Source organism: Pseudomonas sp. H9, from assembly GCF_004353925.1.
Classification (GTDB): domain Bacteria; phylum Pseudomonadota; class Gammaproteobacteria; order Pseudomonadales; family Pseudomonadaceae; genus Aquipseudomonas.
On sequence record NZ_SMOK01000019.1, the window covers coordinates 81,523 to 102,654 of the forward strand.

23 protein-coding genes are annotated in these 21,132 nt (G+C 60.3%); 15 read left to right on the plus strand and 8 right to left on the minus strand.

Annotated elements, in window-relative coordinates:
- Window positions 1-59: 59 nt before the first annotated feature.
- The 5 genes from E1573_RS15695 to E1573_RS15715 all read left to right on the plus strand — a co-directional run bounded on the left by E1573_RS15695 (window position 60) and on the right by E1573_RS15715 (window position 4,787).
- On the plus strand, window positions 60-2,513 hold the full coding sequence (locus E1573_RS15695) for a Lon protease family protein (protein WP_133215275.1): 2,454 nt from the start codon (window positions 60-62) through the stop codon (window positions 2,511-2,513).
- A gap of 159 nt (window positions 2,514-2,672) precedes the next feature.
- Complete coding sequence (locus E1573_RS15700) at window positions 2,673-3,014, plus strand: hypothetical protein (RefSeq protein WP_133215277.1); 342 nt, start codon at window positions 2,673-2,675, stop codon at window positions 3,012-3,014.
- Window positions 3,015-3,140: 126 nt separating this feature from the next.
- Window positions 3,141-3,629, plus strand: a complete 489-nt coding sequence (locus tag E1573_RS15705; protein WP_133215279.1) for a TIGR00645 family protein — start codon at window positions 3,141-3,143, stop codon at window positions 3,627-3,629.
- Between the two features lie 148 nt (window positions 3,630-3,777).
- A complete protein-coding gene (locus tag E1573_RS15710) occupies window positions 3,778-4,083 on the plus strand; it encodes a DUF6482 family protein (RefSeq protein ID WP_133215281.1) in 306 nt (101 codons plus the stop codon).
- An 86-nt stretch (window positions 4,084-4,169) separates the two neighbouring features.
- Window positions 4,170-4,787 carry an FKBP-type peptidyl-prolyl cis-trans isomerase gene (locus E1573_RS15715; protein WP_133215283.1) on the plus strand — a complete coding sequence of 206 codons (618 nt, stop codon included), beginning with the start codon at window positions 4,170-4,172 and terminating at the stop codon, window positions 4,785-4,787.
- A gap of 64 nt (window positions 4,788-4,851) precedes the next feature.
- Here E1573_RS15715 and E1573_RS15720 read toward each other — a convergent pair whose 3' ends face one another.
- The 3 genes from E1573_RS15720 to E1573_RS15730 form a co-directional block, all read right to left on the minus strand.
- Window positions 4,852-5,094 (minus strand): hypothetical protein, encoded by a 243-nt coding sequence (locus E1573_RS15720; protein ID WP_133215285.1) that lies wholly within the window; start codon window positions 5,092-5,094, stop codon window positions 4,852-4,854.
- 133 nt (window positions 5,095-5,227) lie between these two features.
- A complete protein-coding gene (locus E1573_RS15725) occupies window positions 5,228-5,569 on the minus strand; it encodes a zinc ribbon domain-containing protein YjdM (RefSeq protein WP_133215287.1) in 342 nt (113 codons plus the stop codon).
- 143 nt (window positions 5,570-5,712) lie between these two features.
- Window positions 5,713-6,681, minus strand: coding sequence for a polyprenyl synthetase family protein (locus tag E1573_RS15730; protein ID WP_133215289.1), 969 nt, complete (start codon window positions 6,679-6,681; stop codon window positions 5,713-5,715).
- 252 nt (window positions 6,682-6,933) lie between these two features.
- On the opposite strand from E1573_RS15730, the gene rplU reads away from it, so the two are divergent.
- The 5 genes from rplU (at window position 6,934) to E1573_RS15755 (ending at window position 10,615) form a co-directional block, all read left to right on the plus strand.
- A complete protein-coding gene (rplU, locus tag E1573_RS15735) occupies window positions 6,934-7,245 on the plus strand; it encodes a 50S ribosomal protein L21 (RefSeq protein WP_038614793.1) in 312 nt (103 codons plus the stop codon).
- Between the two features lie 32 nt (window positions 7,246-7,277).
- Window positions 7,278-7,535 carry a 50S ribosomal protein L27 gene (gene rpmA / locus E1573_RS15740; RefSeq protein WP_133215291.1) on the plus strand — a complete coding sequence of 86 codons (258 nt, stop codon included), beginning with the start codon at window positions 7,278-7,280 and terminating at the stop codon, window positions 7,533-7,535.
- A gap of 193 nt (window positions 7,536-7,728) precedes the next feature.
- Window positions 7,729-8,952, plus strand: a complete 1,224-nt coding sequence (cgtA, locus tag E1573_RS15745) for an Obg family GTPase CgtA (protein WP_133215293.1) — start codon at window positions 7,729-7,731, stop codon at window positions 8,950-8,952.
- Window positions 8,953-9,027: 75 nt separating this feature from the next.
- Window positions 9,028-10,146 (plus strand): glutamate 5-kinase, encoded by a 1,119-nt coding sequence (gene proB / locus E1573_RS15750; protein ID WP_133215295.1) that lies wholly within the window; start codon window positions 9,028-9,030, stop codon window positions 10,144-10,146.
- A 10-nt stretch (window positions 10,147-10,156) separates the two neighbouring features.
- Entirely contained in the window at window positions 10,157-10,615 is a 459-nt protein-coding gene (locus E1573_RS15755; protein ID WP_133215297.1) for a CreA family protein, read from the plus strand.
- 63 nt (window positions 10,616-10,678) lie between these two features.
- On the opposite strand, the gene mksF is transcribed toward E1573_RS15755, so the two are convergent.
- From mksF to mksB, 3 genes are read right to left on the minus strand one after another with little or no spacing between them, the layout of a single operon-like run.
- The gene (mksF, locus tag E1573_RS15760) at window positions 10,679-13,510 is read right to left on the minus strand and encodes an Mks condensin complex protein MksF (RefSeq protein WP_133215299.1); all 2,832 of its coding nucleotides are present in this window, start codon (window positions 13,508-13,510) and stop codon (window positions 10,679-10,681) included.
- A complete protein-coding gene (gene mksE / locus E1573_RS15765; protein WP_133215301.1) occupies window positions 13,507-14,208 on the minus strand; it encodes an Mks condensin complex protein MksE in 702 nt (233 codons plus the stop codon). The genes mksF and mksE overlap by 4 nt, the downstream gene beginning before the upstream one ends.
- Window positions 14,198-15,475: an Mks condensin complex protein MksB gene (gene mksB / locus E1573_RS15770; protein WP_133215303.1), complete on the minus strand. Its 1,278-nt coding sequence runs from the start codon at window positions 15,473-15,475 to the stop codon at window positions 14,198-14,200. Before mksB ends, mksE begins: the two co-directional genes overlap by 11 nt.
- A gap of 179 nt (window positions 15,476-15,654) precedes the next feature.
- Between mksB and E1573_RS15775 the strand changes: the two genes are divergently transcribed.
- Genes E1573_RS15775 through can form a run of 3 tightly spaced genes read left to right on the plus strand, consistent with a single transcriptional unit; the run spans window position 15,655 to window position 17,539 of the window.
- Window positions 15,655-16,446, plus strand: a complete 792-nt coding sequence (locus E1573_RS15775; protein WP_133215305.1) for an energy transducer TonB — start codon at window positions 15,655-15,657, stop codon at window positions 16,444-16,446.
- Window positions 16,439-16,891: a ribosomal protein S18-alanine N-acetyltransferase gene (gene rimI / locus E1573_RS15780; protein WP_133215307.1), complete on the plus strand. Its 453-nt coding sequence runs from the start codon at window positions 16,439-16,441 to the stop codon at window positions 16,889-16,891. The genes E1573_RS15775 and rimI overlap by 8 nt, the downstream gene beginning before the upstream one ends.
- Before the next feature lie 12 nt (window positions 16,892-16,903).
- The gene (gene can / locus E1573_RS15785) at window positions 16,904-17,539 is read left to right on the plus strand and encodes a carbonate dehydratase (RefSeq protein WP_133215309.1); all 636 of its coding nucleotides are present in this window, start codon (window positions 16,904-16,906) and stop codon (window positions 17,537-17,539) included.
- Window positions 17,540-17,634: 95 nt separating this feature from the next.
- Here the strand turns inward: can and E1573_RS15790 are convergent, their stop codons facing one another.
- On the minus strand, window positions 17,635-18,774 hold the full coding sequence (locus tag E1573_RS15790; RefSeq protein ID WP_133215311.1) for a hypothetical protein: 1,140 nt from the start codon (window positions 18,772-18,774) through the stop codon (window positions 17,635-17,637).
- 86 nt (window positions 18,775-18,860) lie between these two features.
- On the opposite strand from E1573_RS15790, the gene E1573_RS15795 reads away from it, so the two are divergent.
- Window positions 18,861-19,478: a D-Ala-D-Ala carboxypeptidase family metallohydrolase gene (locus E1573_RS15795; protein ID WP_133215313.1), complete on the plus strand. Its 618-nt coding sequence runs from the start codon at window positions 18,861-18,863 to the stop codon at window positions 19,476-19,478.
- On the opposite strand, the gene E1573_RS15800 is transcribed toward E1573_RS15795, so the two are convergent.
- Window positions 19,466-20,344, minus strand: a complete 879-nt coding sequence (locus E1573_RS15800; RefSeq protein WP_133215315.1) for a LysR substrate-binding domain-containing protein — start codon at window positions 20,342-20,344, stop codon at window positions 19,466-19,468. The two genes, E1573_RS15795 and E1573_RS15800, sit on opposite strands and share 13 nt — an antisense overlap.
- A gap of 169 nt (window positions 20,345-20,513) precedes the next feature.
- On the opposite strand from E1573_RS15800, the gene E1573_RS15805 reads away from it, so the two are divergent.
- Window positions 20,514-21,131 (plus strand): LysE family translocator, encoded by a 618-nt coding sequence (locus tag E1573_RS15805; RefSeq protein WP_133215317.1) that lies wholly within the window; start codon window positions 20,514-20,516, stop codon window positions 21,129-21,131.
- Window position 21,132 lies beyond the last annotated feature (1 nt).

Here is a 21,132-nt window from a genome sequence, read left to right on the forward strand (position 1 = left end):
AGGCGCGGGCAGGCAGCGCCAGAATGCCTTTATCTGCCCCGCCGAAGTAAGGAAGCCCGATGCCCGATCCTGTCGCTGCGAGCCTGCGTCTTGCGCCAGAAGCCTTGACCCGGCCTTTTTCCGCCGAACAGTTCGACTTTTCCACCACCAATGATCTGGAGCCTTTTCGCGGTGTGCTTGGCCAGGAACGTGCTGTCGAAGCCTTGCAATTCGGCGTCGCCATGCCCCGCCCTGGGTACAACGTGTTTGTCATGGGTGAGCCCGGCACCGGGCGTTTTTCGTTTGTAAAACGTTACCTCAAGGCTGAAGGCAAGCGCCTGCAGACGCCATCGGACTGGGTATACGTCAATAATTTCGACGAGCCTCGCGAGCCGCGTGCGCTGGAGCTGCCGCCCGGTAGCGCAGGGGCATTCATCAGCGATATCAGCGGCTTGATCGACAACCTGCTGGCAACCTTCCCGGCGGTGTTCGAGCACCCGTCCTATCAGCAGAAGAAGAGCGCCATCGACCGCGCCTTCAACCAGCGTTACGACCGTGCACTGGATGTGATCGAGCGCGCCTCACTGGAAAAAGACGTGGCCCTGTACCGCGACAGCAGCAACGTCGCCTTTACCCCGATGGCCGACGGCAAAGCGCTGGACGAAGCGGAGTTCGCCCAGTTGCCTGAGGCCGAGCGTGAGCGCTTCCATGACGACATCGCGGAGCTGGAGGAACGCCTCAATGAGGAATTGGCCAGCCTGCCGCAATGGAAGCGTGAGTCGAACAATCAGCTACGTCAGCTGAACGAAGAAACCATCACCCTGGCGCTCCAGCCTTTGCTGTCGCCGCTGTCTGAAAAATACGCAGAGAATGCGGCTGTATGCGCGTACTTGCAGGGTATGCAGGTCAATCTGCTGCGTACAGTGGTTGAACAACTGGTCGATGACAGCAAGACCGATGCCCAGGCCCGCAAGCTGCTGGAAGAGCAATACGCGCCGAGCCTGGTGGTTGGCCATCATGCCAGCGGCGGTGCGCCGGTGGTGTTCGAGCCGCACCCGACCTACGACAACTTGTTTGGCCGCATCGAATACAGCACTGACCAGGGGGCGTTGTACACCACCTACCGCCAGTTGCGTCCCGGCGCTTTGCACCGCGCCAATGGAGGCTTCCTGATCCTGGAAGCGGAGAAAATGCTGGGTGAGCCGTTTGTCTGGGATGCGCTCAAGCGTGCCCTGCAGTCGCGCAAGCTGAAAATGGAGTCGCCGCTGGGCGAGTATGGCCGCCTGGCCACCGTCACGCTCAATCCGCAAATGATCCCGCTGAATATCAAGGTGGTGATCATCGGTTCCCGTCAGCTGTATTACGCCCTGCAAGACCACGATCCGGACTTCCAGGAGATGTTCCGGGTACTGGTGGATTTCGATGAAGACATCCCCATGGTCGACGAGAGCCTGGAGCAGTTCGCCCAGTTGCTTAAAACGCGCACCAGCGAAGAGGGCATGGCGCCCTTGAGTGCGGATGCCGTGGCGCGTCTGGCCACGTACAGCGCGCGGCTGGCCGAACACCAGGGGCGCTTGTCGGCACGCATTGGCGACCTGTTCCAATTGGTGAGCGAGGCGGACTTCATCCGTCACCTGGCCAACGACGAGATGACCGATGCCGGTCATATCGAGCGGGCACTCAAGGCCAAGGCGACCCGGACCGGTCGCGTGTCGGCACGGATTCTCGACGACATGCTGGCTGGCATCATCCTCATCGACACCCAAGGCGCAGCCGTCGGCAAATGCAACGGCCTCACCGTGCTGGAAGTCGGGGACTCGGCCTTCGGTGTGCCGGCGCGTATTTCGGCCACGGTGTATCCGGGGGGCAGCGGCATCGTCGACATCGAGCGGGAGGTCAACCTCGGCCAGCCGATTCACTCCAAGGGTGTGATGATTCTCACCGGTTATCTGGGTAGTCGTTATGCCCAGGAATTCCCTCTGGCCATTTCCGCGAGCATTGCCCTGGAGCAGTCCTACGGTTATGTGGACGGCGACAGTGCATCGCTGGGTGAGGCTTGTACGTTGATTTCGGCGCTGTCGAAGACCCCGCTCAAGCAGTGTTTCGCCATCACCGGCTCGATCAACCAGTTCGGTGAAGTACAGGCTGTGGGCGGGGTCAACGAGAAAATCGAAGGTTTCTTCCGCTTGTGTGAAGCGCGCGGATTGACCGGCGAGCAGGGTGCAATTATCCCGCGTGCCAACGTCGCTACCCTGATGCTCGATGAGCGTGTGTTGCAGGCGGTGCGTCAGGGCATGTTCCATGTCTACGCCGTTAGCCAGGCAGACGAAGCACTGAGCCTGCTGGTTGGCGAACCGGCCGGTGAACCCAATGCCGAGGGTGAATTCCCCGAAGGTAGCGTCAACGCTCGTGTAGTGGAGCGTTTGCGGGTGATCGCCGAAATGATCAGCGAAGAAGATCTGAAAGAGGCCGAGAAGGAGCAGGCTGAGCAAGTCCTGGCGCAACAGGCTGCAGCGCAGATCAAAACGTCCTGAGTCAAATAATCGGCGCCGCAGCGGTCAAAACCGCTGGGCGCCGGTTTTTCCACGGTTGGGCAGATTTCTTCTATTCTTCAAGTCAGGGAATGTAGTCATTACAGGATTGAAACAGCCCTGCCCGCAGGGTTGAACAAGGGTTTACCGAGGATCGTCGCCATGCCGCGCAGCCTCAGCCTCACCCGCCAATGCCTGGGCCTGGTGACCCGCATTGAATGCAGTATTCGCCCACTGGCCGGCGACAATGGCATGTGGACCCTGTTATTTGCCGCCGGTATGGCGGGCGAACAACCTTCTGCCATCAAAGCACAAGGACCGTTTCATGGCCCGTTCGTGGCCGAGTCAGTGCTCGATGCCATCGTCGACAGCCTGACCCTTCACGGTTATCAGGTGGCCGACGACCCGCAGATCTGGAGTGTGCACCTGCAAGCCCAACTGCGCCGGGTCAATGGCGAGCGTGTTCATCACGTCGGTGACATCCAGTTCAATCCGGAAACCTGACGCCGCCAAGCGTTTTTACTTCTTTCAGCCCTGCGCTGCCCTTGTGGCAGCGTGACACGGGCTTTTTCTGTCATGGCTGGCTGTTTATACTCGCGCTCGCTATTTTCGCCACCTGACGAGTTTTCAATGGAACGTATTATCGAAAATGCGATGTATGCCTCGCGCTGGCTGCTCGCCCCGATCTATTTTGGTCTGTCGTTGGGCCTGCTGGCGCTGGCACTGAAGTTCTTCCAGGAGATCTTCCATGTGCTGCCCAACATCTTCTCGCTGGCCGAGGCTGACCTGATCCTGGTGATCCTTTCGCTGATCGACATGGCCCTGGTCGGTGGTTTGCTGGTGATGGTGATGATTTCCGGTTACGAGAACTTCGTCTCGCAACTGGACATCGACGAGAGCAAGGAAAAGCTGAACTGGTTGGGCAAGATGGACTCCTCGTCGCTGAAGATGAAGGTGGCGGCATCCATCGTGGCGATCTCCTCGATCCACCTGCTGCGGGTGTTCATGGATGCGCGCAACATCGAGACCGAATACCTGATGTGGTACGTGATCATCCACATGACCTTCGTGGTATCGGCCTTTGCCATGGGTTACCTGGACAAGCTGACCAAGCACTGATCCACCTGTTTAGCGCATTTCACAGCCGCCCGTCCGTTGTAAAACGGACGGGCGGTTGCGTTTTTACCTTGTGCTTTGTCGAATGCTGTACAAAAAATGAACTGTCACCTGAAAAGCCTGCTCAACGTTCCAGTAGCGAGGTATCGCAATGAACCTTCAACAACTGAACTCAGAGGCCAAGGCCGGTCATGTCGAAGAGCTTAACCTGATAGCCCTGGAAGGCGGCGACTACATCCTGGAGGCCCGTGTGAAGGGCCATGCTCATCCACTGTCCGATACCCGGGGGCAGCGCCTGAAAGTGCACTCGGTGGTCGATGCGCAGCGTTTGCTCGACGGTTTGCCTGCCGTACCGCTGCACCTGGTGCACTGGTCGATGGACGACGAAATGGTCGGCGGCAGCAGTACCGGTGACGGCGACTTGAAAATACCGATGCCACGACGTTCTGCCTGGTAGCTGATCTGCTTTGCCGCAGTGTGCTAGGCTGCTCGCCCTTTTCATATAGGGCGTAGTTGTCGTGCGCCCTGCTGCGGAGCAAGCAAATGTCCGAAATCAATCTGTCTACCGACGAAACTCGCGTCAGCTACGGCATTGGCCGTCAGCTGGGTGGTCAACTGCGTGACAACCCGCCACCGGGCGTGAGCCTGGAAGCCATCCTGGCTGGTCTGACCGACGCCTTCAATGGCCAGGCCAGCCGCGTCAGCGAAGAAGACCTGTCGGCCAGCTTCAAAGTCATCCGTGACATCATGCAGGCTGAAGCTGCAGCCAAGGCTGAAGCAGCCGCTGGCGAAGGCAAGGCTTTCCTGGCTGAAAACGCCAAGCGTGACGGCATCACCACCCTGGCGTCGGGCCTGCAGTTCGAAGTGCTGACCGCCGGTGAAGGCGCCAAGCCAACCCGCGAAGACAGCGTGCGCACCCACTACCACGGCACCCTGATCGACGGCACTGTGTTCGACAGCTCCTACGAGCGCGGCCAGCCAGCAGAATTCCCGGTCGGCGGCGTGATCGCTGGCTGGACCGAAGCTCTGCAACTGATGAACGCCGGTAGCAAATGGCGCCTGTACGTTCCGAGCGAGCTGGCATACGGCGCTCAGGGCGTAGGCAGCATCCCGCCGCACAGCGTTCTGGTATTCGACGTCGAACTGCTCGACGTTCTGTAATACCTATCGCGGGGCAAGCCCGCTCCCACCAGGTCGGTAGGAGCGGGCTTGCCCCGCGATGCTTTCAATACAGTTCAGCATTCGGGCGCAACGCCCGCGCATAACAGAACAGGAACAGGTTCCTCACCAGTTCCTTGAGCACAATCGGCTCGCTTGAATTCAAACCGTGAAGGTCCAGATCGCCCTGGTCGCGCAGTTCGTCCAGTGCTTCTTGTTCGATGACGGCGCATACCTCACCGGTTTCTCGATGCAAAATGCGCAGATAGGGATGGGGGCGGTCAAGCCAGGCGTCTATCAGATAAGTCATGGCTATTCTCCTTGGAAGCGTCCAATGAGAATAATTCTTATTATCAAAATAGCAAGAGACTATTGGTAAAAATTTACCCAATGGTACGGCGAATGGCTTCGAGGCTGGAAACCAGCCCCAATGCCATAGGGCTTCAGACCTTGCGGACGAATTCCGATTTCAGCTTCATCGGGCCGATGCCGTCGATTTTGCAGTCGATGTCGTGGTCGCCATCGCACAGGCGGATGTTCTTGACCTTGGTGCCGACTTTAACCACCAGCGAGGTACCTTTGACTTTAAGGTCCTTGATTACGGTGATGGTGTCGCCGTCCTGCAGGACGTTGCCCACCGAGTCCTTCTTGACCGCCTCATCGCTCGCTGCCTCGGCTTCACCGGTGGCCGACCACTCATGTGCGCACTCAGGGCAGATCAGCTGAACGCCGTCTTCGTAGGTGTATTCGGAGTTGCATTTAGGGCAGGGTGGCAAAGTGCTCACTAGGGTTCCTCTAAGGCGTACAGATACAAGGCCTACATTGTATAGGGTTTTGTCTTTCAGAGGGTGAATGCAATCGCGGGGCAAGCCCGCTCCCACCAAACACTGTGGGAGCGGGCTTGCCCCGCGATAAATGCGCTGATGAATCAGTGCGTACGTGCGACCGCAAACTCGCTCAGTTCAACCAGCGCATCACGGTACTCGCTGGCGGGCAGCACATCGAGGCAGGCAATTGCACGGGCCACGTAGTCACGGGCCAATTGCGCGGTGTAATCCAGCGAACCGGAGGCTTCGACCGCCGCACGAATGCTTTCGAGATCTTCGATGCCACCTTTCTGGATGGCCTGGCGTACCAGGGCAGCCTGTTCGGCCGTGCCTTCGCGCATGGTGTAGATCAGCGGCAGGGTTGGCTTGCCTTCGGCCAGGTCGTCTCCAACGTTCTTGCCCAGGGTTTGCGCATCGCCTTTGTAGTCGAGCAGGTCGTCGACCAGTTGGAAGGCAACACCCAGGTGGTCACCGAAGGTGCGCAGGGCTTCGCGTTGCTCAGGGGTGGCGTCGGCCAGGGCAGCGGCGCTGTGGGTCGAGGCCTCGAACAGCATGGCCGTCTTGCCACGGATGACGTCCATGTAGACTTCTTCGGTGGTGCTGGCGTCGCGAACCTTGGACAGCTGCAGGACTTCGCCTTCGGCGATGACCCGAGTGGCCTTGGACAGGATCTGCATGACCGGCATCGAGCCCAGTTCGACCATCATTTCGAACGAGCGCGAATAAAGGAAGTCGCCTACCAGCACGCTCGGGGCGTTGCCCCACAGAGCGTTGGCGGTGGAACGGCCACGGCGCATGCCGGACATGTCGACCACGTCGTCATGCAGCAGGGTGGCGGTGTGCAGGAATTCGATGGTGGCGGCCAGCAGGCGCACGTCGTCGCCTTCGCGACCCAGTGCCTTGCCACACAGCAGCACCAGCAGCGGGCGCAGGCGTTTGCCGCCAGCTGAAGTGATGTAGTCGCCGATTTTCGATACCAGCGGTACACGCGAAGTCAGCTGTTTCTTGATAATCTCGTCAACGGCGCTGAAATCGTCCGCTACCGCGCGGTAGAAAGCTTGGGGTTGCATCGGCCACAGGTGCTCCATAAAGGTTGCGCGGCATGCTAGGTCGCGGGTCCCGGTGTGTCAAGGCGCGGTCCTTGTGGGCCGGGGGCGGGACTTGCAAGGAATCGGCGCCTTGCGTACAATCGCGCACCCTGAACTTCCTGGGCAGCACCTGCCTTACGCAATTGCACTGGGCCGTTCCAGCCCTATGCAGCCATGCCAGCCAATACTCTTCCTATAAAGAGCTGGGTGAGCAGGATTATCGGAGAAATACCCATGTACGCAGTAATTGTTACCGGTGGCAAGCAGTACAAAGTCGCCGAAGGTGAATACCTGAAAATCGAAAAACTGGAAGTCGCCACTGGCGAATCCGTAACTTTCGACCGCGTTCTGTTGGTTGCCAATGGCGACGACGTGAACATCGGCGCTCCAGTCGTTGCTGGTGCCAAGGTTGTTGCTGAAGTGATCTCGCAAGGTCGTCACGACAAAGTGCGCATCATCAAGTTCCGCCGCCGTAAGCACCACATGAAGCGTATGGGCCACCGCCAGTGGTTCACCGAAATCAAGATCACCGGTATTTCGGCTTAATCGCCAAAATCCCATTTCTGGAGAATTGAACCATGGCACACAAAAAAGCTGGTGGTAGTACCCGTAACGGTCGCGACTCAGAAGCCAAACGCCTTGGCGTGAAGATGTATGGCGGCCAGGCTATCGTTCCTGGCAACATCATCGTGCGTCAGCGCGGCACCCAATTCCACGCTGGCTACGGCGTTGGCATGGGTAAAGATCACACCCTGTTCGCCAAGATCGCGGGTAAGATCAAGTTTGAAGTAAAAGGCGAGTTCAACCGCCGTTACGTGAGCGTTGTCGCCGAGTAATCGCGCGAACGCTGGAAAAGCCCTGTCTCGCGACGGGGCTTTTTCGTTTGTGGGGTGAGTCTCTTGCAAAGCTGTTTGTATGGGCTGCCGGCGCTGGTGTTTCGGTCGTTGACGGGGGCCGCCGCGCTCATTTTTGCAAGAGCCTTATGTCTTTGTGTCACTCAGCTCGTCCAGCTGACGAGAGGCGGTTTTTATGAAGTTTGTTGATGAAGTATCGATCCGGGTAAAAGCCGGTGATGGCGGTAACGGTTGCATGAGCTTCCGCCGCGAAAAATTCATTGAGAACGGTGGTCCCAACGGTGGTGACGGTGGCGACGGTGGTTCGGTGTTCATGGTTGCCGACGAAAACCTCAACACCCTGGTTGACTACCGTTACACGCGTCATTTCGAAGCCCAGCGTGGCTCCAATGGCGGCAGCACTGACTGCACTGGCAAGAAGGGCGACGACCTGATTCTGCGCGTGCCGGTCGGCACCACCGTGATTGACTCTGCCACACAGGAAGTCATCGGTGACCTGGTCAAACCAGGCGAGAAGCTGATGGTGGCTCAGGGCGGCTGGCACGGCCTGGGTAACACCCGCTTCAAATCCAGTACCAACCGTGCACCACGCCAAACCACGCCGGGCAAGCCGGGTGACCAGCGTGACCTGAAACTGGAAATGAAAGTGCTGGCCGACGTCGGTCTGCTGGGTTTGCCGAACGCTGGCAAGAGTACTTTTATCCGTTCGGTGTCGGCCGCCAAGCCAAAAGTCGCCGATTACCCGTTCACCACCCTGGTTCCAAACCTGGGTGTGGTCAGCGTCGACCGCTGGAAGAGCTTCGTCATTGCCGACATCCCTGGCTTGATCGAAGGCGCCTCCGACGGTGCTGGCCTGGGTATCCGTTTCCTCAAGCACCTGGCGCGTACGCGCCTGCTGCTGCACCTCGTCGACCTGGCGCCGCTGGATGAAAGCAACAGCGCCGATGCTGCCGAAGTGATCATCAACGAGCTGACCCGCTTCAGCCCGTCGCTGGCCGAGCGTGACCGCTGGCTGGTACTGAACAAAACCGACATGCTGATGGACGACGAGCGTGACGAGCGCGTCAAGGAAGTGGTCGAGCGTCTGCAGTGGGAAGGCCCGGTCTATGTGATCTCGGCTATCTCCAAGCAAGGCACCGAGCAGCTCAGCCGTGACATCATGCGCTACCTCGAAGACCGCGCCGACCGCCTGGCCAACGACCCGGCCTACGCCGAAGAGCTGGCTGACCTCGATCAGCGCATCGAAGACGAAGCCCGTGCTCAGCTGCAAGCGCTGGACGATGCCCGTGCGCTGCGCCGCAGTGGCGTGAAAAGCGTGCACGACATCGGCGACGACGATGACGATGATTGGGATGACGACGACGAAGACGGTCCGGAAATCATTTACGTGCGCGACTGACGCGTTGCAGTACACTAAACGCCGCTCTCTGGAGCGGCGTTTTAGTATCTAAAGATCTATATAGGTTGGAAGAAGATGCGGAGCAAGGTGACGGGTGCGCAGCGCTGGGTCGTGAAAATCGGCAGTGCCCTGCTGACAGCAGATGGCAAGGGCCTGGATCGCGCGGCCATGGGTGTCTGGGTCGAACAGATGGTGGCGTTGCATGAGGCAGGTGTTGAACTGGTACTGGTGTCGTCCGGAGCGGTTGCCGCTGGGATGAGCCGCTTGGGCTGGGCCAAGCGACCGGCAGCGATGAACGAGTTGCAGGCAGCGGCCTCGATCGGTCAGATGGTGTTGGTGCAGGCTTGGGAGTCGAGCTTTGCCGAGCATGGCCGGCACACCGCACAGATTCTCCTGACCCACGACGACCTCTCCGACCGCAAGCGTTACCTTAACGCCCGCAGCACCTTACGCACTCTGGTTGATCTGGGTGTGGTGCCGGTAATCAACGAAAACGACACGGTGGTCACCGACGAAATCCGTTTTGGTGACAACGACACGCTGGCGGCACTGGTGGCCAACCTGGTCGAAGCCGACCTGTTGGTGATCCTCACCGACCGTGACGGTATGTTCGATGCTGACCCGCGCAACAACCCAGACGCGCAACTGATCTATGAAGCCCGCGCAGACGACCCGAGCCTGGATGCCGTGGCCGGTGGTACCGGTGGCGCACTGGGTCGTGGCGGCATGCAGACCAAGCTGCGTGCAGCGCGTCTGGCGGCGCGTTCCGGTGCCCACACCATCATCGTCGGCGGGCGGCTGGAGCGTGTGCTCGACCGTCTCAAGGCCGGAGAGCGCCTGGGTACCTTGCTGTCACCTGAGCGCGGCATGCTGGCGGCCCGTAAGCAATGGCTGGCCGGCCACCTGCAGACTCGCGGCACCCTGGTGCTCGACGATGGCGCGGTGAAAGCGCTGCGTAACGACAACAAGAGCCTGCTGCCCGTCGGGGTCAAGACCGTGCAAGGCAGTTTCCGCCGTGGCGAAATGGTCGTGTGTGTCGGGCCTGATGGCCTTGAGGTCGCGCGCGGCCTGGCCAACTACAGTGCGCTGGAAGCGCAGAAAATCATCGGTCAATCGTCTGAAGCCATTGAGAGCTTGCTGGGCTATATCGCCGAGCCCGAGCTGGTGCATCGCGATAACCTGATTCTGGTCTGAGGAAAAAACCGTGCTCAAAGGGATAGTGGCAGCCGCGCTGCTGGCAGTGCCGGTGTTGGCAGCGGCCGAGGAAATCGGCCAGGTGTCGACCGTGTTCAAGTTTGTCGGGCCGAACGACCGCATCGTCGTCGAAGCCTTTGACGACCCGAAGGTGGACGGGGTGACCTGTTACCTGTCACGGGCCAAGACAGGCGGTGTGAAGGGCGGCCTGGGGCTGGCTGAAGACCGTGCCGAAGCGTCGATTGCCTGCCGTCAGGTAGGGCCGATCCACTTCAAGGGGCAGCTCAAGGATGGCGAGGAAGTGTTCAAAGAGCGCACTTCGCTGGTGTTCAAGACCATGCAGGTGGTGCGCTTCCTCGACAAGAAGCGCAACACGCTGGTTTACCTGGTGTACTCGGACCGGCTGATCGAAGGCAGCCCGCAGAATGCGGTGACGGCGATTCCGATTTTGCCTTGGGCCCAGCAGTAATACATCGCGGGGCAAGCCCGCTCCCACCGGTCTGGTAGGAGCGGGCTTGCTCCGCGATCAGCTTCAAACCGAAGCTTCTTCCTCTTCCTTACGCACCACTGCCTTTTCCACATCACGGCGGCTGATGTACTTCCAATCGGCCTCGTCGATGTAGATGCCGTTCGGCCCGCTACCGCCTTCCAGGTCGATAGCGACATGCGCCGACACTTGCGGCTTCACACTCGCCAGAATCGGTACGAAGCCCAGCTGCAAGCTGGTTTCCAGCAGCGCAGCCTGGTTGCGTTCGTCGATGTCGGCTGCCTCGTCGAGGTAGTACGGCAGGCGTACACGGCCAGCGAGGTCGCGGTCCATCAGGTGCAGCAACAAGTACATGTTGGTCAGCGCCTTGATGGTCATGGTGGTGCCGTTGGACGCCGCACCGTCGATGTCGGTGTGGATCACCGGCTGACCACCGACCTTGGTGATCTCGAAAGCCAGTTCGAACAGGTCTTTCAAGCCCAGCTGGTTGTGGTTGGCCGCCACCAGCCGCGCCAGGTACTCCTTGGCCTCTTCGTTCTTGTTGTCTTGTTCGGCGCTGGCGTTCAGGTCGAACACCGACAGGGTCTCGCCTTCTTCGTACTGACCGGCACTGTGGATGATCTGGTCAATGTGCTTGAGCGCTTCTTTGTTCGGCGCCAGCACAATACGGAAGCTCTCCAGGTTGGAGACCTGGCGTTTGTTGATCTCGCGGTTGAACAACGCCAGTTGGTGCTCAAGGCTGTCGTAGTCGCTGCGGATGTTACGCAGGGTCCGGGCAATGTCAGTGACGGCTGCACGGCGCGCCTTGCCCAGTGTCAGGGCTTCTTCGGTGCGGTGCGAGTAGGCGTTGATCAACAGTTGCAGGCGGCGTTCCATATCGTCTTCGCTGTCGAACTTGGCCACGCCTTTGAGGCGTACCTGAGCGTACAGTGCTTCGATCTGGCCATCGACCCGCAGCAGGCCTTGCCAGCTGTCCTGGTAGTCGTTGAGCAGTGGCAGCAGGTTGTCCATGGTGTCGTCGACCGGCTCCATGAACGGGGTGCCGAATGGCAGGTCGGCAGGCAGCAACTGACGGCGACGCAGGGCGTCGTCGAGGGTGCGTTGCTTGGCTTCCATGTCGGCGATCTGGCGGCCGACCAGTTGCAGCTTGGCCGACAACTGCTGGACGCGCTCGGTAAAGGCATCGCTGGAGCGCTTCAGTTCGTCCTGAGCGGCTTCCATCTGCGCCAGTTGCTCAAGCTTGTCGTCTTCTTCTGCGGCCAGGGTCTGGCTGCGGCGGAAGTCTTCCAGGGCTTTTTGTGCATCCAGTACCTGCTGGTACAGGGCTTCGGTCTGGGTTTTGCTCGCGGCGCGGTCGGCGGCTACCGCTTGCTGGGTCTTGAGCTGCTTGAGCTCTTTCTCCAGACGCTCTTTCTGGTCGCGCAGGGCGGCGCGGTCGGCCAGGGCCTGCAAGGCCGGTGGCTCGATGTGTGACAGGTCGATGGACAGGCCAGGGGCTTCAAAGCGCTCGCCCTTGAAGCCATCGAGGACTGCTTCGAGGGATTTGACCCACACGTCGCTGTCATCCAGCTCGATACCGCGGTCACCCAGCGGCAGGCTGAACAGGGCGCCGTTGAACAAGCGCATCAGGCGTTCGACGTCCTGCTGCGAGAACTCTTCGCGCAGGCGTGCATAGCTGTTGTTGTCGGCGTGGTCGAGTTGCTGCTTGACCGACTTCAGGCGTTTTTCCAGATCGCGCAGACGCTCTTCGAGGTCTTCGGCACTGAACTGACGGGATTGCGCCAGGGCACCGGCCAGTTCGTCGTGGGCGTCTTTGGCGGCCAGCAGTTGCTGCTCCAGCACTTTGACGTCATCGACCAGGGCAAAGCGGTGCTTGAGCACAGACAGCTCGCCGAGCCAGCGCTGTACGCCGGTGATCTCACGCTCCAGGCGCATCAGTTCTTGAGTACCGCCACGCTGATCGTTCTGCAGGCTGTCCTGTTCGTTCTTGTAGTGCTCGGCCTGGATCACCAGCTCTTCTTTGCGGGCGCTGGCGTAGTCTTGCCAGGTGCCGAGCAACGAGTCGAGCAGGGGTGACAGGCGATGCAGTTTGCCGCGCAGGATGTCGCGCTGGACCACGCCGTTGGCCAGGGCCTCGACCAGTGGGCCTGCGGCTACCAGCGAGTTGTAGTCTTGCTCCATGCGTCGCACGTCGCGGAAGGCTTCTTCGCAGGCGGCAATATAGTCGACGCTGCCCGAGCGCAGGCTGTGCTCGAAGGCGTCGAGGAACAGTTGCTTGAGCTTGGCCGCAGTGATTTCGCGCATATGCAGCAGGTTGATGAACAGGGCGCGGAAGGTCTTCAGGCTCTGCTCGCTGGTGGAGCGCAGCGGAATCAGGGTGAGGTCCAGCGGTACCGAGGTATGGCCACCGACCAGCAAACGACGCAGTTCGTCAGGCTTGAGTTCATAGGCCTTCAGACCGTTGCGTTCAAGGTTGCTGAACAGTTCTTTCTGACGCAGGCAGGTGTCGTCTTTCTGATAGTGCGCCAGGTCCAGCTCACCGGCGTAGGCGAAGAACTGGTGACCGAAACCACCGCCCGGGCCGCGGCCGACCACGCCGATCACATGCGGGCCGTGGGGCAGGTTGACTTCGCAAAGGATGTAGCTGGTATCGCTGGCGAAGTAGAACCGGCGAGACTGCTCCAGGCTGTACTTGCCGAAGCTCATGTCGGACATGCGCGCCAGGATCGGGAACTGCAAGGCGTTGATCGAGGCGCTCTTGCCCAGGTTGTTGGCACCGTAGACCGACAGCGGGTGTTCCAGTGGGAACAGGCCCAGGCTGTAGCCAGCAGTGTTGAGCAGTGCGAAGCGGCGGATGCCGTAGCGTTCCTGGCTCATGCGTCAATCTCCTGTTGCTCTTCGGCGATGGCACGGGCCAAGGCTTCTTCTTCGCTTTCTTCGAACGGGCTGAGGTCGAGCGGGTCGTCGGTACGGTTCAGCTCTTCCGGGCTTTCTTCTTCGACCAACACCGGCGTTGGCAGCGGCAAGTTGCTGTGCAGGCTGGCCGCCAGGTCGCGGTCTTGCTGAACCGAGAGGCAGACGTCGAGGAAGCGGTGCATCGGTGGCAGGAAGCGGTAGATACCGTTTTCTTCATGGGCAAAGCCGAGCTGGGTCATGCGCCGCATGATCTTCTCTTCCAGCTCGTCCGGGGTTTGCACTTCGGCCTGAATGAACAGGTCGCGGTACTTTTCCAGCATTGATGGCAGTTCATCGCGGCCGAGGCTGCCGCCATCGAGCACCGACATAGGGTCGCGACCCTGGTCAGCCAGGTGTTCAACCAGAATGAAGGTGAACAGCGACAGGCGCTGGGCAGTCTTGTTGACTTGCGCGGCGGCTTGGTCTGGAACGAAGTAGTAGAAACCGCGGGTGTCACAGACCAGTTCAAAGCCCAGGGCCTTGAACAGGCCGCGGTACTGGTCCTGGAAGTTCGACAGCTGGCCGTACAGTTCAGGGTCACGGCGGCTGATATGAAAGCCCTTGAACAGCTCGCGGAAGATCGGTGCGAGCTGGGACAGTTCGGAAAGATCAAGATGCATGGGCAGGGCTCACAGTAGGCTCAGGCGATGGTTCGCGGCTCGATGTCAGGGCGAAGGAGCGCAAGCTGACCAGGTGTTCGCGGGTGGTGTATTCACAACGCTCGAGGCGTTCGCGCTTAAAGCGTTTTTCCCGCGACAGGCGCGAGAACCAGTACAACAATTCGTCGGTGGCGCCTTCGGGCTCCTGCTCCAGCAGCCAGACCATCAGGTCGGGTAGTGGCAGGGCGTCTTCGCAGCGCTCGAGCATTTCCTTGACCGTGCGTGGCGCACGCGGTGCCTCGCCCTTGTGGCTCTTGTGCGCCTTGGGGAAGCGCGCCGGCTTGGGCTCGAAGCGGGCCAGGGCATACACATAGGCCTCGACCTGGCTGGCGCTGCCGAGGAAGGTGCTTTGTGGCCGGGTGAACATTGGCATGGCCGCCTGGGGCACGGCGTCCAGGCCTTTACGGCGGATTACCGAGAGGGCCAGGGCCGCGCCACGGGTCACGGCGTTGTGGCGACGGGATTCTTCACGCAACGGCAGCAGCAGTTCGCGGGCGTGGCGCAGGGTGAGCTGGGCGCTGGTCTGCATTTCGAGGATGCGCGCGTGGGTGCGCAGCAGCATGTCGTCATCGACCAGATGGCCCAGGCGTGCTTGCTCACCAAGCAAACGTAACAGCACGGTTTCGACTTTGCGCACGCCTTGCTCGAAGGCGCCGTCGGCGTTCACCAACTGGATCATCGGCTCGACGTATTCGTCCCAGGTCGCCAGTACCTCGGCATAACGCTGGCGCAGCGGGATCTGACGGTCGCTGGTCTTGGCCCGTTCGGCCACGGCAACCAGGGCTTGCTCGTCGTTGTCGAGTTTTTTCAGAACGTCGCGCACGCGCATGTCGAGCAGGCGCAACTGGCGCGCCAGGTCGTTGCCGTCACGAATCTCGAAGGCATCCTGAATGTGCCCGGCCAGGCGCTCAAGGTGGCGCAGGTAGGCTTCGATCTCCAGGCACAGGCCCAGGCGGTGCTCGCGGCGCAGGTAGGCGAGGAAGTCATGGATCTGGGCGTTCAGCTCGAAGCGGTTAGGGCTTTTTGCCACCGGTACCAGAATATCCAGGCGGATCCAGACGTCGAGCAGGCTGGTGATGTCCTGGGGCGTGCTCTCCAACTGCTGGTTGGCCAATTGCTGGCGCAGTTCGCCGAGGCTCAGGGTGCCCCCGTCGAAGCGCTCGCACAGCGGCTCAAGCAAGGCCCAGTGTTCGGCTAGGGCGCGCAGAACGCGCTTGGGTTCGATCATTGGCGGTTCGACTCGTTGCCAAATAAAAGCGCCGATTGTACTTCATCAGGCGCCTGACGATTCACCCCTGATCGCAGTGAAGCTGCAGTTGAGCGGTTTTCTGCCGATCAACAGCGGCGCCGAACGGCGAACAACGTTAGAATATCGGCCCTGACTTATCCACAGATGGCCGATCCTTCTTGTTAATCGAGTCCCGCCGCCGCGCTTACCTCAACGCCATGCAAGTGGTGCACTGGCTGCCGCGTACCGAACTGCCGTTCGCCGCACCGTCGCGCCCGGAGCTGTTGCTGCCGCTGGCGCCTGAGGTGCTGCCTGAGTTCGACGCGCCGCCGGCGACGCCTGCGCAGGTGCCGGTGAATGCACCGGTAGCGCGCAGCGGTGAACGGCCGAAAATCGAGATTCCGCGCCCTGGTAACGCACCGAAAGCCACCAGCAAGGCGGTAGAGCAGGTTGAACCTGAGCCAGAAGTAATCAAGCCCAAGCCGGTGCCACCACCGCGCTTTGCCCTGCAACTACTGCGCGCCGGTAGCTGCCTGCTGTTGGTGGAGCTGGCGACCGGCCAGCCGTTCCAGAGCCGTGACCCGTCATACCTGCTGCTCAAAGACATGCTGCGTGCTGCCGGTTTGCCCGATAGCCCGCAGATTATCGGCGAGCCGGTGCGCTGGCCGTTGCTGGTGCGTGGCAACCTTGACCAGGGCCCGCAAGCGGCCACCGATTTTGTCCAGGGCTTCATTCAGGCGCGGCTTGAAGAATCTCCCTGCGTTTGCATCTGGCTGATCGGCCTGCCTGCCGTGCGTTTTGCCGGTGAGGCAGATGCCGAGGCCTATTATCGCGAGTTGCCGGTTGAAGGCCTGGGCAATGCCTGGGCCTTGCCGGGCCTTGAGTTGTTGATGGACGAGCCGCAGCGCAAAGCGGACGTCTGGCAAGCCATGCGCCGGCTGATGGCGCGCTGGAAACCAAGTGATGAGTGACACAATCAGCTTCCGCCGGATGACCGAGGCGGATCTGGATGCCGTACTGAAAATCGAATACGCCGCCTTCAGCCACCCATGGACCCGGGGCATTTTCCTCGACGGGCTAAAATCCTATGAGATCTGGTTGATGTTCGAAGGTGAGCAACAGGTCGGCCACGGCGTGATCAACGTGATCATCGATGAAGCTCACCTGCTCAACATTACCGTCAAGCCGGAGAGTCAGGGCCGTGGCCTGGGCTTGCGCCTGCTTGAAGAGTTGATGAAGCGCGCCTACGAACTGAATGGCCGCGAGTGCTTCCTTGAGGTCCGTGCCAGCAACCAGTCGGCCTACCGCCTGTATGAGCGCTACGGTTTCAACGAAATCGGTCGCCGTCGCGATTACTACCCGGTTGCCGGAGGACGTGAAGACGCCCTGGTGATGGCCTGTACCCTGATCGAGTGATGGGAGGCGAGCATGCACGATCTACAAGAACTAATTGATAACAACGCGCGCTGGGCCGATGCGATCAAGCAGAAAGATCCGGACTTTTTCGCCAAGCTTGCCCGTCAGCAAACTCCTGAGTTTCTCTGGATTGGCTGCTCGGACGCCCGGGTTCCGGCCAACGAGATTGTCGGCATGTTGCCGGGCGATCTGTTCGTGCACCGTAATGTCGCCAATGTGGTGCTGCATACCGACCTGAACTGCCTGTCGGTGATTCAGTACGCCGTGGACGTGCTCAAGGTCAAACACATCCTGGTCACCGGCCACTACGGCTGTGGTGGCGTGCGCGCGGCCATGCAAGATCGGCAACTGGGCCTGATCGACGGCTGGCTACGCTCGATTCGCGACCTGTATTACGAGAAGCGTAACGAGCTGGCAGCGCTGGAAGGCGAGGCCAAGGTTGATCGCTTGTGCGAACTCAATGTCATCCAGCAGGTGGCGAACGTTGGTCACACCAGCATTGTGCAGAACGCCTGGCACCGTGGGCAGAGCCTGTCGATCCATGGCTGCATCTACGGCATCAAGGATGGCCGCTGGAAGAGCCTGAACACCACCATCAGCGGGCCGGAGCAATTACCTCCGCAATATCGCCTGCGCCCCCTGGACTAGAGAAAGGCTTACCTGCCTGTAGGAGCGGGCTTGCCCCGCGATGCGAGGTGACTGACACACCGCTATCGCGGGGCAAGCCCGCTCCTACAGGAGGGTTAGGTGCTCTTCAGGTCGCGCAGCATGCGCGTCACTGCACCGGTATTGCACTTGGCACCAGCCTGTTCTGAGGTCATGTCGCGAATGGTGCGGTAAAACAGCTCGCAGGTCTGCTTCTTCGCCGTCACCTGCCATTTCTGCGTACAGGCCCCCAGGGTCGCCTGGGCACTCGCTGCCGGATTACGGCCCATGCCAGCTTGCCAGCAAGCCGCACTCAAATCTTGCCCCATCATTTTCAGGCCTGCTTGGTCAGCTTGGTCTTGATCACCGTCGTGATTCTTTTCGTCTGCGGCGTACCAGATCGCGCTGGGGTGGTTGGCGCCCAGTACCGCCACGCGCTGCCCGGCTTGCGGGTTGATGCTGACCAACCCCAGCACATCGAGTTTTGGCCCGTACTGCTGTTCGATCCAACTGCGTACCGGTGCGCCAAAGGCGACCATTGGCAGGGAAGTGCCACTGGTGGTGCGAGTGAGTTCGCGGACCATGCGTACCTGGTAGTCCTTGAAGTAGCCGTATACCCCTTCCAGCTCTTTGCCGGCACTGGCGGGGGCGGCGATCGGGGCGATGTCGACGATGGTCTGGTAGGCCGGTGTCTGTTCGGTAGGGATACCGTTGAAAGTCAGCAGCGTTGCCCAGCGGTCGGTGGTGTTGGAGCGCAGGTAGTCTTGTGCCTGGGTCAATGAATAATCCGGCGGAAAGTGCAGCAACTCGATACTGCGGCGGTTCTCCAGGGCCATGCCCAGTGGCAGAAACAAACTCCAGTTGTAAGCCCATTTCCCGTCGCTGTTCAGGCGACGGGCGCCTTGGTAGGCCAGTTCTCCGGTGTCGAGCAAGGTCGCCAGTGGCCTGCTGTAGCGGCTGGGTACGCCCTGAATCTTGGCGTAAAGCTGGTCATTGTCGCGGCTGACTCGGACCTTGGCGGCGGGGTAGCCGTCGCGTTGCACACTCTGGCTCAGGTAATGCTCGACAGTCTGCTCCAGCGTCCAGTTGCGAAAGCAGATGACGTTGCAGTTGTTGGGGTAGGCAAACAGGCGAGCCACGCGCTCCTCATTCCCCAGGTTCAGCTGGGCGTCGGCCAAGGCTGCGGTGGCGCCGACCAAGGCTGCCAGCCCGAGCGTCATTCGAACGGTTTTGTACATGCTTAACTCCTTGTCATGACCTCCTCACAGCGGGAGGGCCGCCAAACTTAAGACGTTTTACACCAACAGGGACGGAGAAGAAGCAAATGGGCGCGTGGCACAGGGCAGGTATTTACGCAGGATTGCTTCTGACAGTGCTCGGCAGTGCCCAGGTGCAGGCCGATGAGCGAGATCTGTATATGTTCGCTCACTGGGCAGGAGACCATGAAACCCGGGGCTTCCGGGACATGTTGGTGAAGGCGCGCCTGTATGGCGTGGTGCCAATCGATCAGTTGTTGCGCTCAGCCAGTGACTGGCGTTTGTGCTCTGCGCAGCCCTTTGCCGTAGCGCCGGCAGCACAGTGGCCGGCGGTGCGCTCGACCCTGCAACTGCTCAAGACCTTAGGGGATAAGGGTATTTTGCCGCGTTATGAAGTGGTGTCCACCTACCGCGATCCGCGCCTTAATCGCTGCGCGGGCGGTGCGGTGGCCAGTGCGCACACGCAGTCTTTTGCGGTGGATCTGCTGCTGCCGCCGTGGGCCGATCCCAACCCGCTGTGCGCGTTCTGGCAGACTCAGGGCAAAGCCTGGAACATGGGCTTGGGGCGATACCCTTCCGGGCGGATTCATATCGATACGGCGGGTTTTCGTACCTGGGGTGGGGACTTCAGTGCCGGTTCCTCGTTCTGTGCGTTACCTGATGCAAACCAACCTCAAAGTAAATGAGCCAGGCAGGCTTGGGCTTGGTCGCTGACCCACTGGATGAAACGCTGGCAGTTGTCATCGCCAGCCATTGCCGGTGGGCAGAGCAAGTAATACGCCGATTGATCCTGTACGAAGCTGCGCGGCGCCTGCAATTGGCCGCTGTCGATTTCGTCCTGAACCATCAGGAATGAAGCCAAGGCCACGCCCAGCCCGGCGACGGCGGCCTGGATACACAGATAGAAATGTTCGTAGTCGGCGCGAGTGCTGCCACCGGCCGATTCGCCGCTCTGGCGCAGCCAGGTGTTCCAGGCGTCGGGGCGTGAGGCGCTATGCAGCAAGCGCAGGCCCTCCAGGCCCTGATCGGGTATCGCCAGTTGCGGGCTGCTCACCGGTCCGACCCACTCGTCACAGATTTTCGCCGCATGAAGCTCAGCGTCCCAGCGAAAGTCATCGCGGCGCAGGGCCAGGTCGACGCCACTGCGGGAAAAGTCGATGGGGCCACCGGCGGCAACCAGATGCAGGTGGATATCGGGATGCGTGGCGTGAAAGTCAGGTAGGCGTGGGATTAGCCATTTCATCGCAATGGTGGGCTCGCACGACAGCACCAACACGTTTTCGCGGGCCTGTTGCTGCAGGCGGTATACCGCGCCTTGCAGTTGTTCGAACACCGACAGGGTGGTGCCGTGCAGTGCGCGGCCGGCCGGGGTGAGGAAGATGGCCCGGTTACGCCGCTCGAACAGTTCTACGCCCAGGGATTCTTCCAGCAGTCGCACCTGACGGCTCACCGCGCCGTGGGTGACGTTGAGCAGTTCGGCGGCGCGCACGAAGCTTTGGGTCTGGGCGGCGACGTCGAAATAGCGAAAGGCGGACAGCGCGGGAAGTTTCATATCTGTGAGGAAAACTAGCGGATTTGACGCACTATAAATCGTTTTTTTTGGTGGGCGAAGCTTTTGATAATTGACAGCGTTGGGTGTTTGGTCGCGGGGCAAGCCCGCTCCTACCGGGCGTTATTCAATTGGGTATCTGTGTGATTTTTTCGCAGATCGAGGAGCTTTCGTGAACGAGATTTTTGCTGTTGCGCTATTTACTGTGCTGGCGGTAATCAGCCCCGGCGCTGACTTTGCCATGGTTACTCGCAGCAGTTATGCCTTCGGGCGTCGTGCCGGGTTGTCGGCGGCGTTAGGCATCGCGTTGGGTGTGCAGGTGCATGTGCTGTACACCGTACTCGGTATTGCAGTGATCATCAGTCAGAGCCCGCCGTTGTTTCTGGTGATGAAGGTGCTGGGGGCGGGGTACCTGATTTACCTGGGGTACAAGTCGTTCACCAACACCTCGCGGGTTTCTCTGGAGGATGACGTGCAGCGCAGTCGGCCAGACGTTCTGGCGGCGTTTCGTTCGGGCTTTCTGACCAATGCACTCAACCCCAAGACCATGCTGTTCGTGGTCAGTGCCTACACTCAGGTAGTGCAGCCGGGGAGTTCGCTGGCGACCAGCCTTGGTTATGGTGTGTTCATATCAATGGCGCATTGGCTCTGGTTCAGTCTGGTCGCATTGTTCTTTTCTTCGTCATCTTTGCGGCGGATCATGCTGGACAGACAGCTATTGGTCGATCGAGTGGTTGGCGTCGCTTTAATGGGTTTGGGGCTGGCGGTGGTATTGGCCAACGTGCGGTGAT

Excerpts from the sequence above, each read along its gene's own strand:
- E1573_RS15715 (WP_133215283.1), top strand. The coding sequence starts at position 4,170 with ATGTCCGAAATCAATCTGTCTACCGACGAAACTCGCGTCAGCTACGGC.
- rplU (WP_038614793.1), top strand. The coding sequence starts at position 6,934 with ATGTACGCAGTAATTGTTACCGGTGGCAAGCAGTACAAAGTCGCCGAA.
- E1573_RS15720 (WP_133215285.1), bottom strand. The coding sequence starts at position 5,094 with ATGACTTATCTGATAGACGCCTGGCTTGACCGCCCCCATCCCTATCTG.
- E1573_RS15700 (WP_133215277.1), top strand. The coding sequence starts at position 2,673 with ATGCCGCGCAGCCTCAGCCTCACCCGCCAATGCCTGGGCCTGGTGACC.
- mksF (WP_133215299.1), bottom strand. The coding sequence starts at position 13,510 with ATGAGCCAGGAACGCTACGGCATCCGCCGCTTCGCACTGCTCAACACT.
- mksE (WP_133215301.1), bottom strand. The coding sequence starts at position 14,208 with ATGCATCTTGATCTTTCCGAACTGTCCCAGCTCGCACCGATCTTCCGC.
- E1573_RS15790 (WP_133215311.1), bottom strand. The coding sequence starts at position 18,774 with ATGTACAAAACCGTTCGAATGACGCTCGGGCTGGCAGCCTTGGTCGGC.
- mksB (WP_133215303.1), bottom strand. The coding sequence starts at position 15,475 with ATGATCGAACCCAAGCGCGTTCTGCGCGCCCTAGCCGAACACTGGGCC.
- E1573_RS15705 (WP_133215279.1), top strand. The coding sequence starts at position 3,141 with ATGGAACGTATTATCGAAAATGCGATGTATGCCTCGCGCTGGCTGCTC.
- E1573_RS15730 (WP_133215289.1), bottom strand. The coding sequence starts at position 6,681 with ATGCAACCCCAAGCTTTCTACCGCGCGGTAGCGGACGATTTCAGCGCC.
- E1573_RS15710 (WP_133215281.1), top strand. The coding sequence starts at position 3,778 with ATGAACCTTCAACAACTGAACTCAGAGGCCAAGGCCGGTCATGTCGAA.
- can (WP_133215309.1), top strand. The coding sequence starts at position 16,904 with ATGCACGATCTACAAGAACTAATTGATAACAACGCGCGCTGGGCCGAT.
- E1573_RS15795 (WP_133215313.1), top strand. The coding sequence starts at position 18,861 with ATGGGCGCGTGGCACAGGGCAGGTATTTACGCAGGATTGCTTCTGACA.
- rpmA (WP_133215291.1), top strand. The coding sequence starts at position 7,278 with ATGGCACACAAAAAAGCTGGTGGTAGTACCCGTAACGGTCGCGACTCA.
- proB (WP_133215295.1), top strand. The coding sequence starts at position 9,028 with ATGCGGAGCAAGGTGACGGGTGCGCAGCGCTGGGTCGTGAAAATCGGC.
- rimI (WP_133215307.1), top strand. The coding sequence starts at position 16,439 with ATGAGTGACACAATCAGCTTCCGCCGGATGACCGAGGCGGATCTGGAT.
- E1573_RS15695 (WP_133215275.1), top strand. The coding sequence starts at position 60 with ATGCCCGATCCTGTCGCTGCGAGCCTGCGTCTTGCGCCAGAAGCCTTG.
- cgtA (WP_133215293.1), top strand. The coding sequence starts at position 7,729 with ATGAAGTTTGTTGATGAAGTATCGATCCGGGTAAAAGCCGGTGATGGC.
- E1573_RS15800 (WP_133215315.1), bottom strand. The coding sequence starts at position 20,344 with ATGAAACTTCCCGCGCTGTCCGCCTTTCGCTATTTCGACGTCGCCGCC.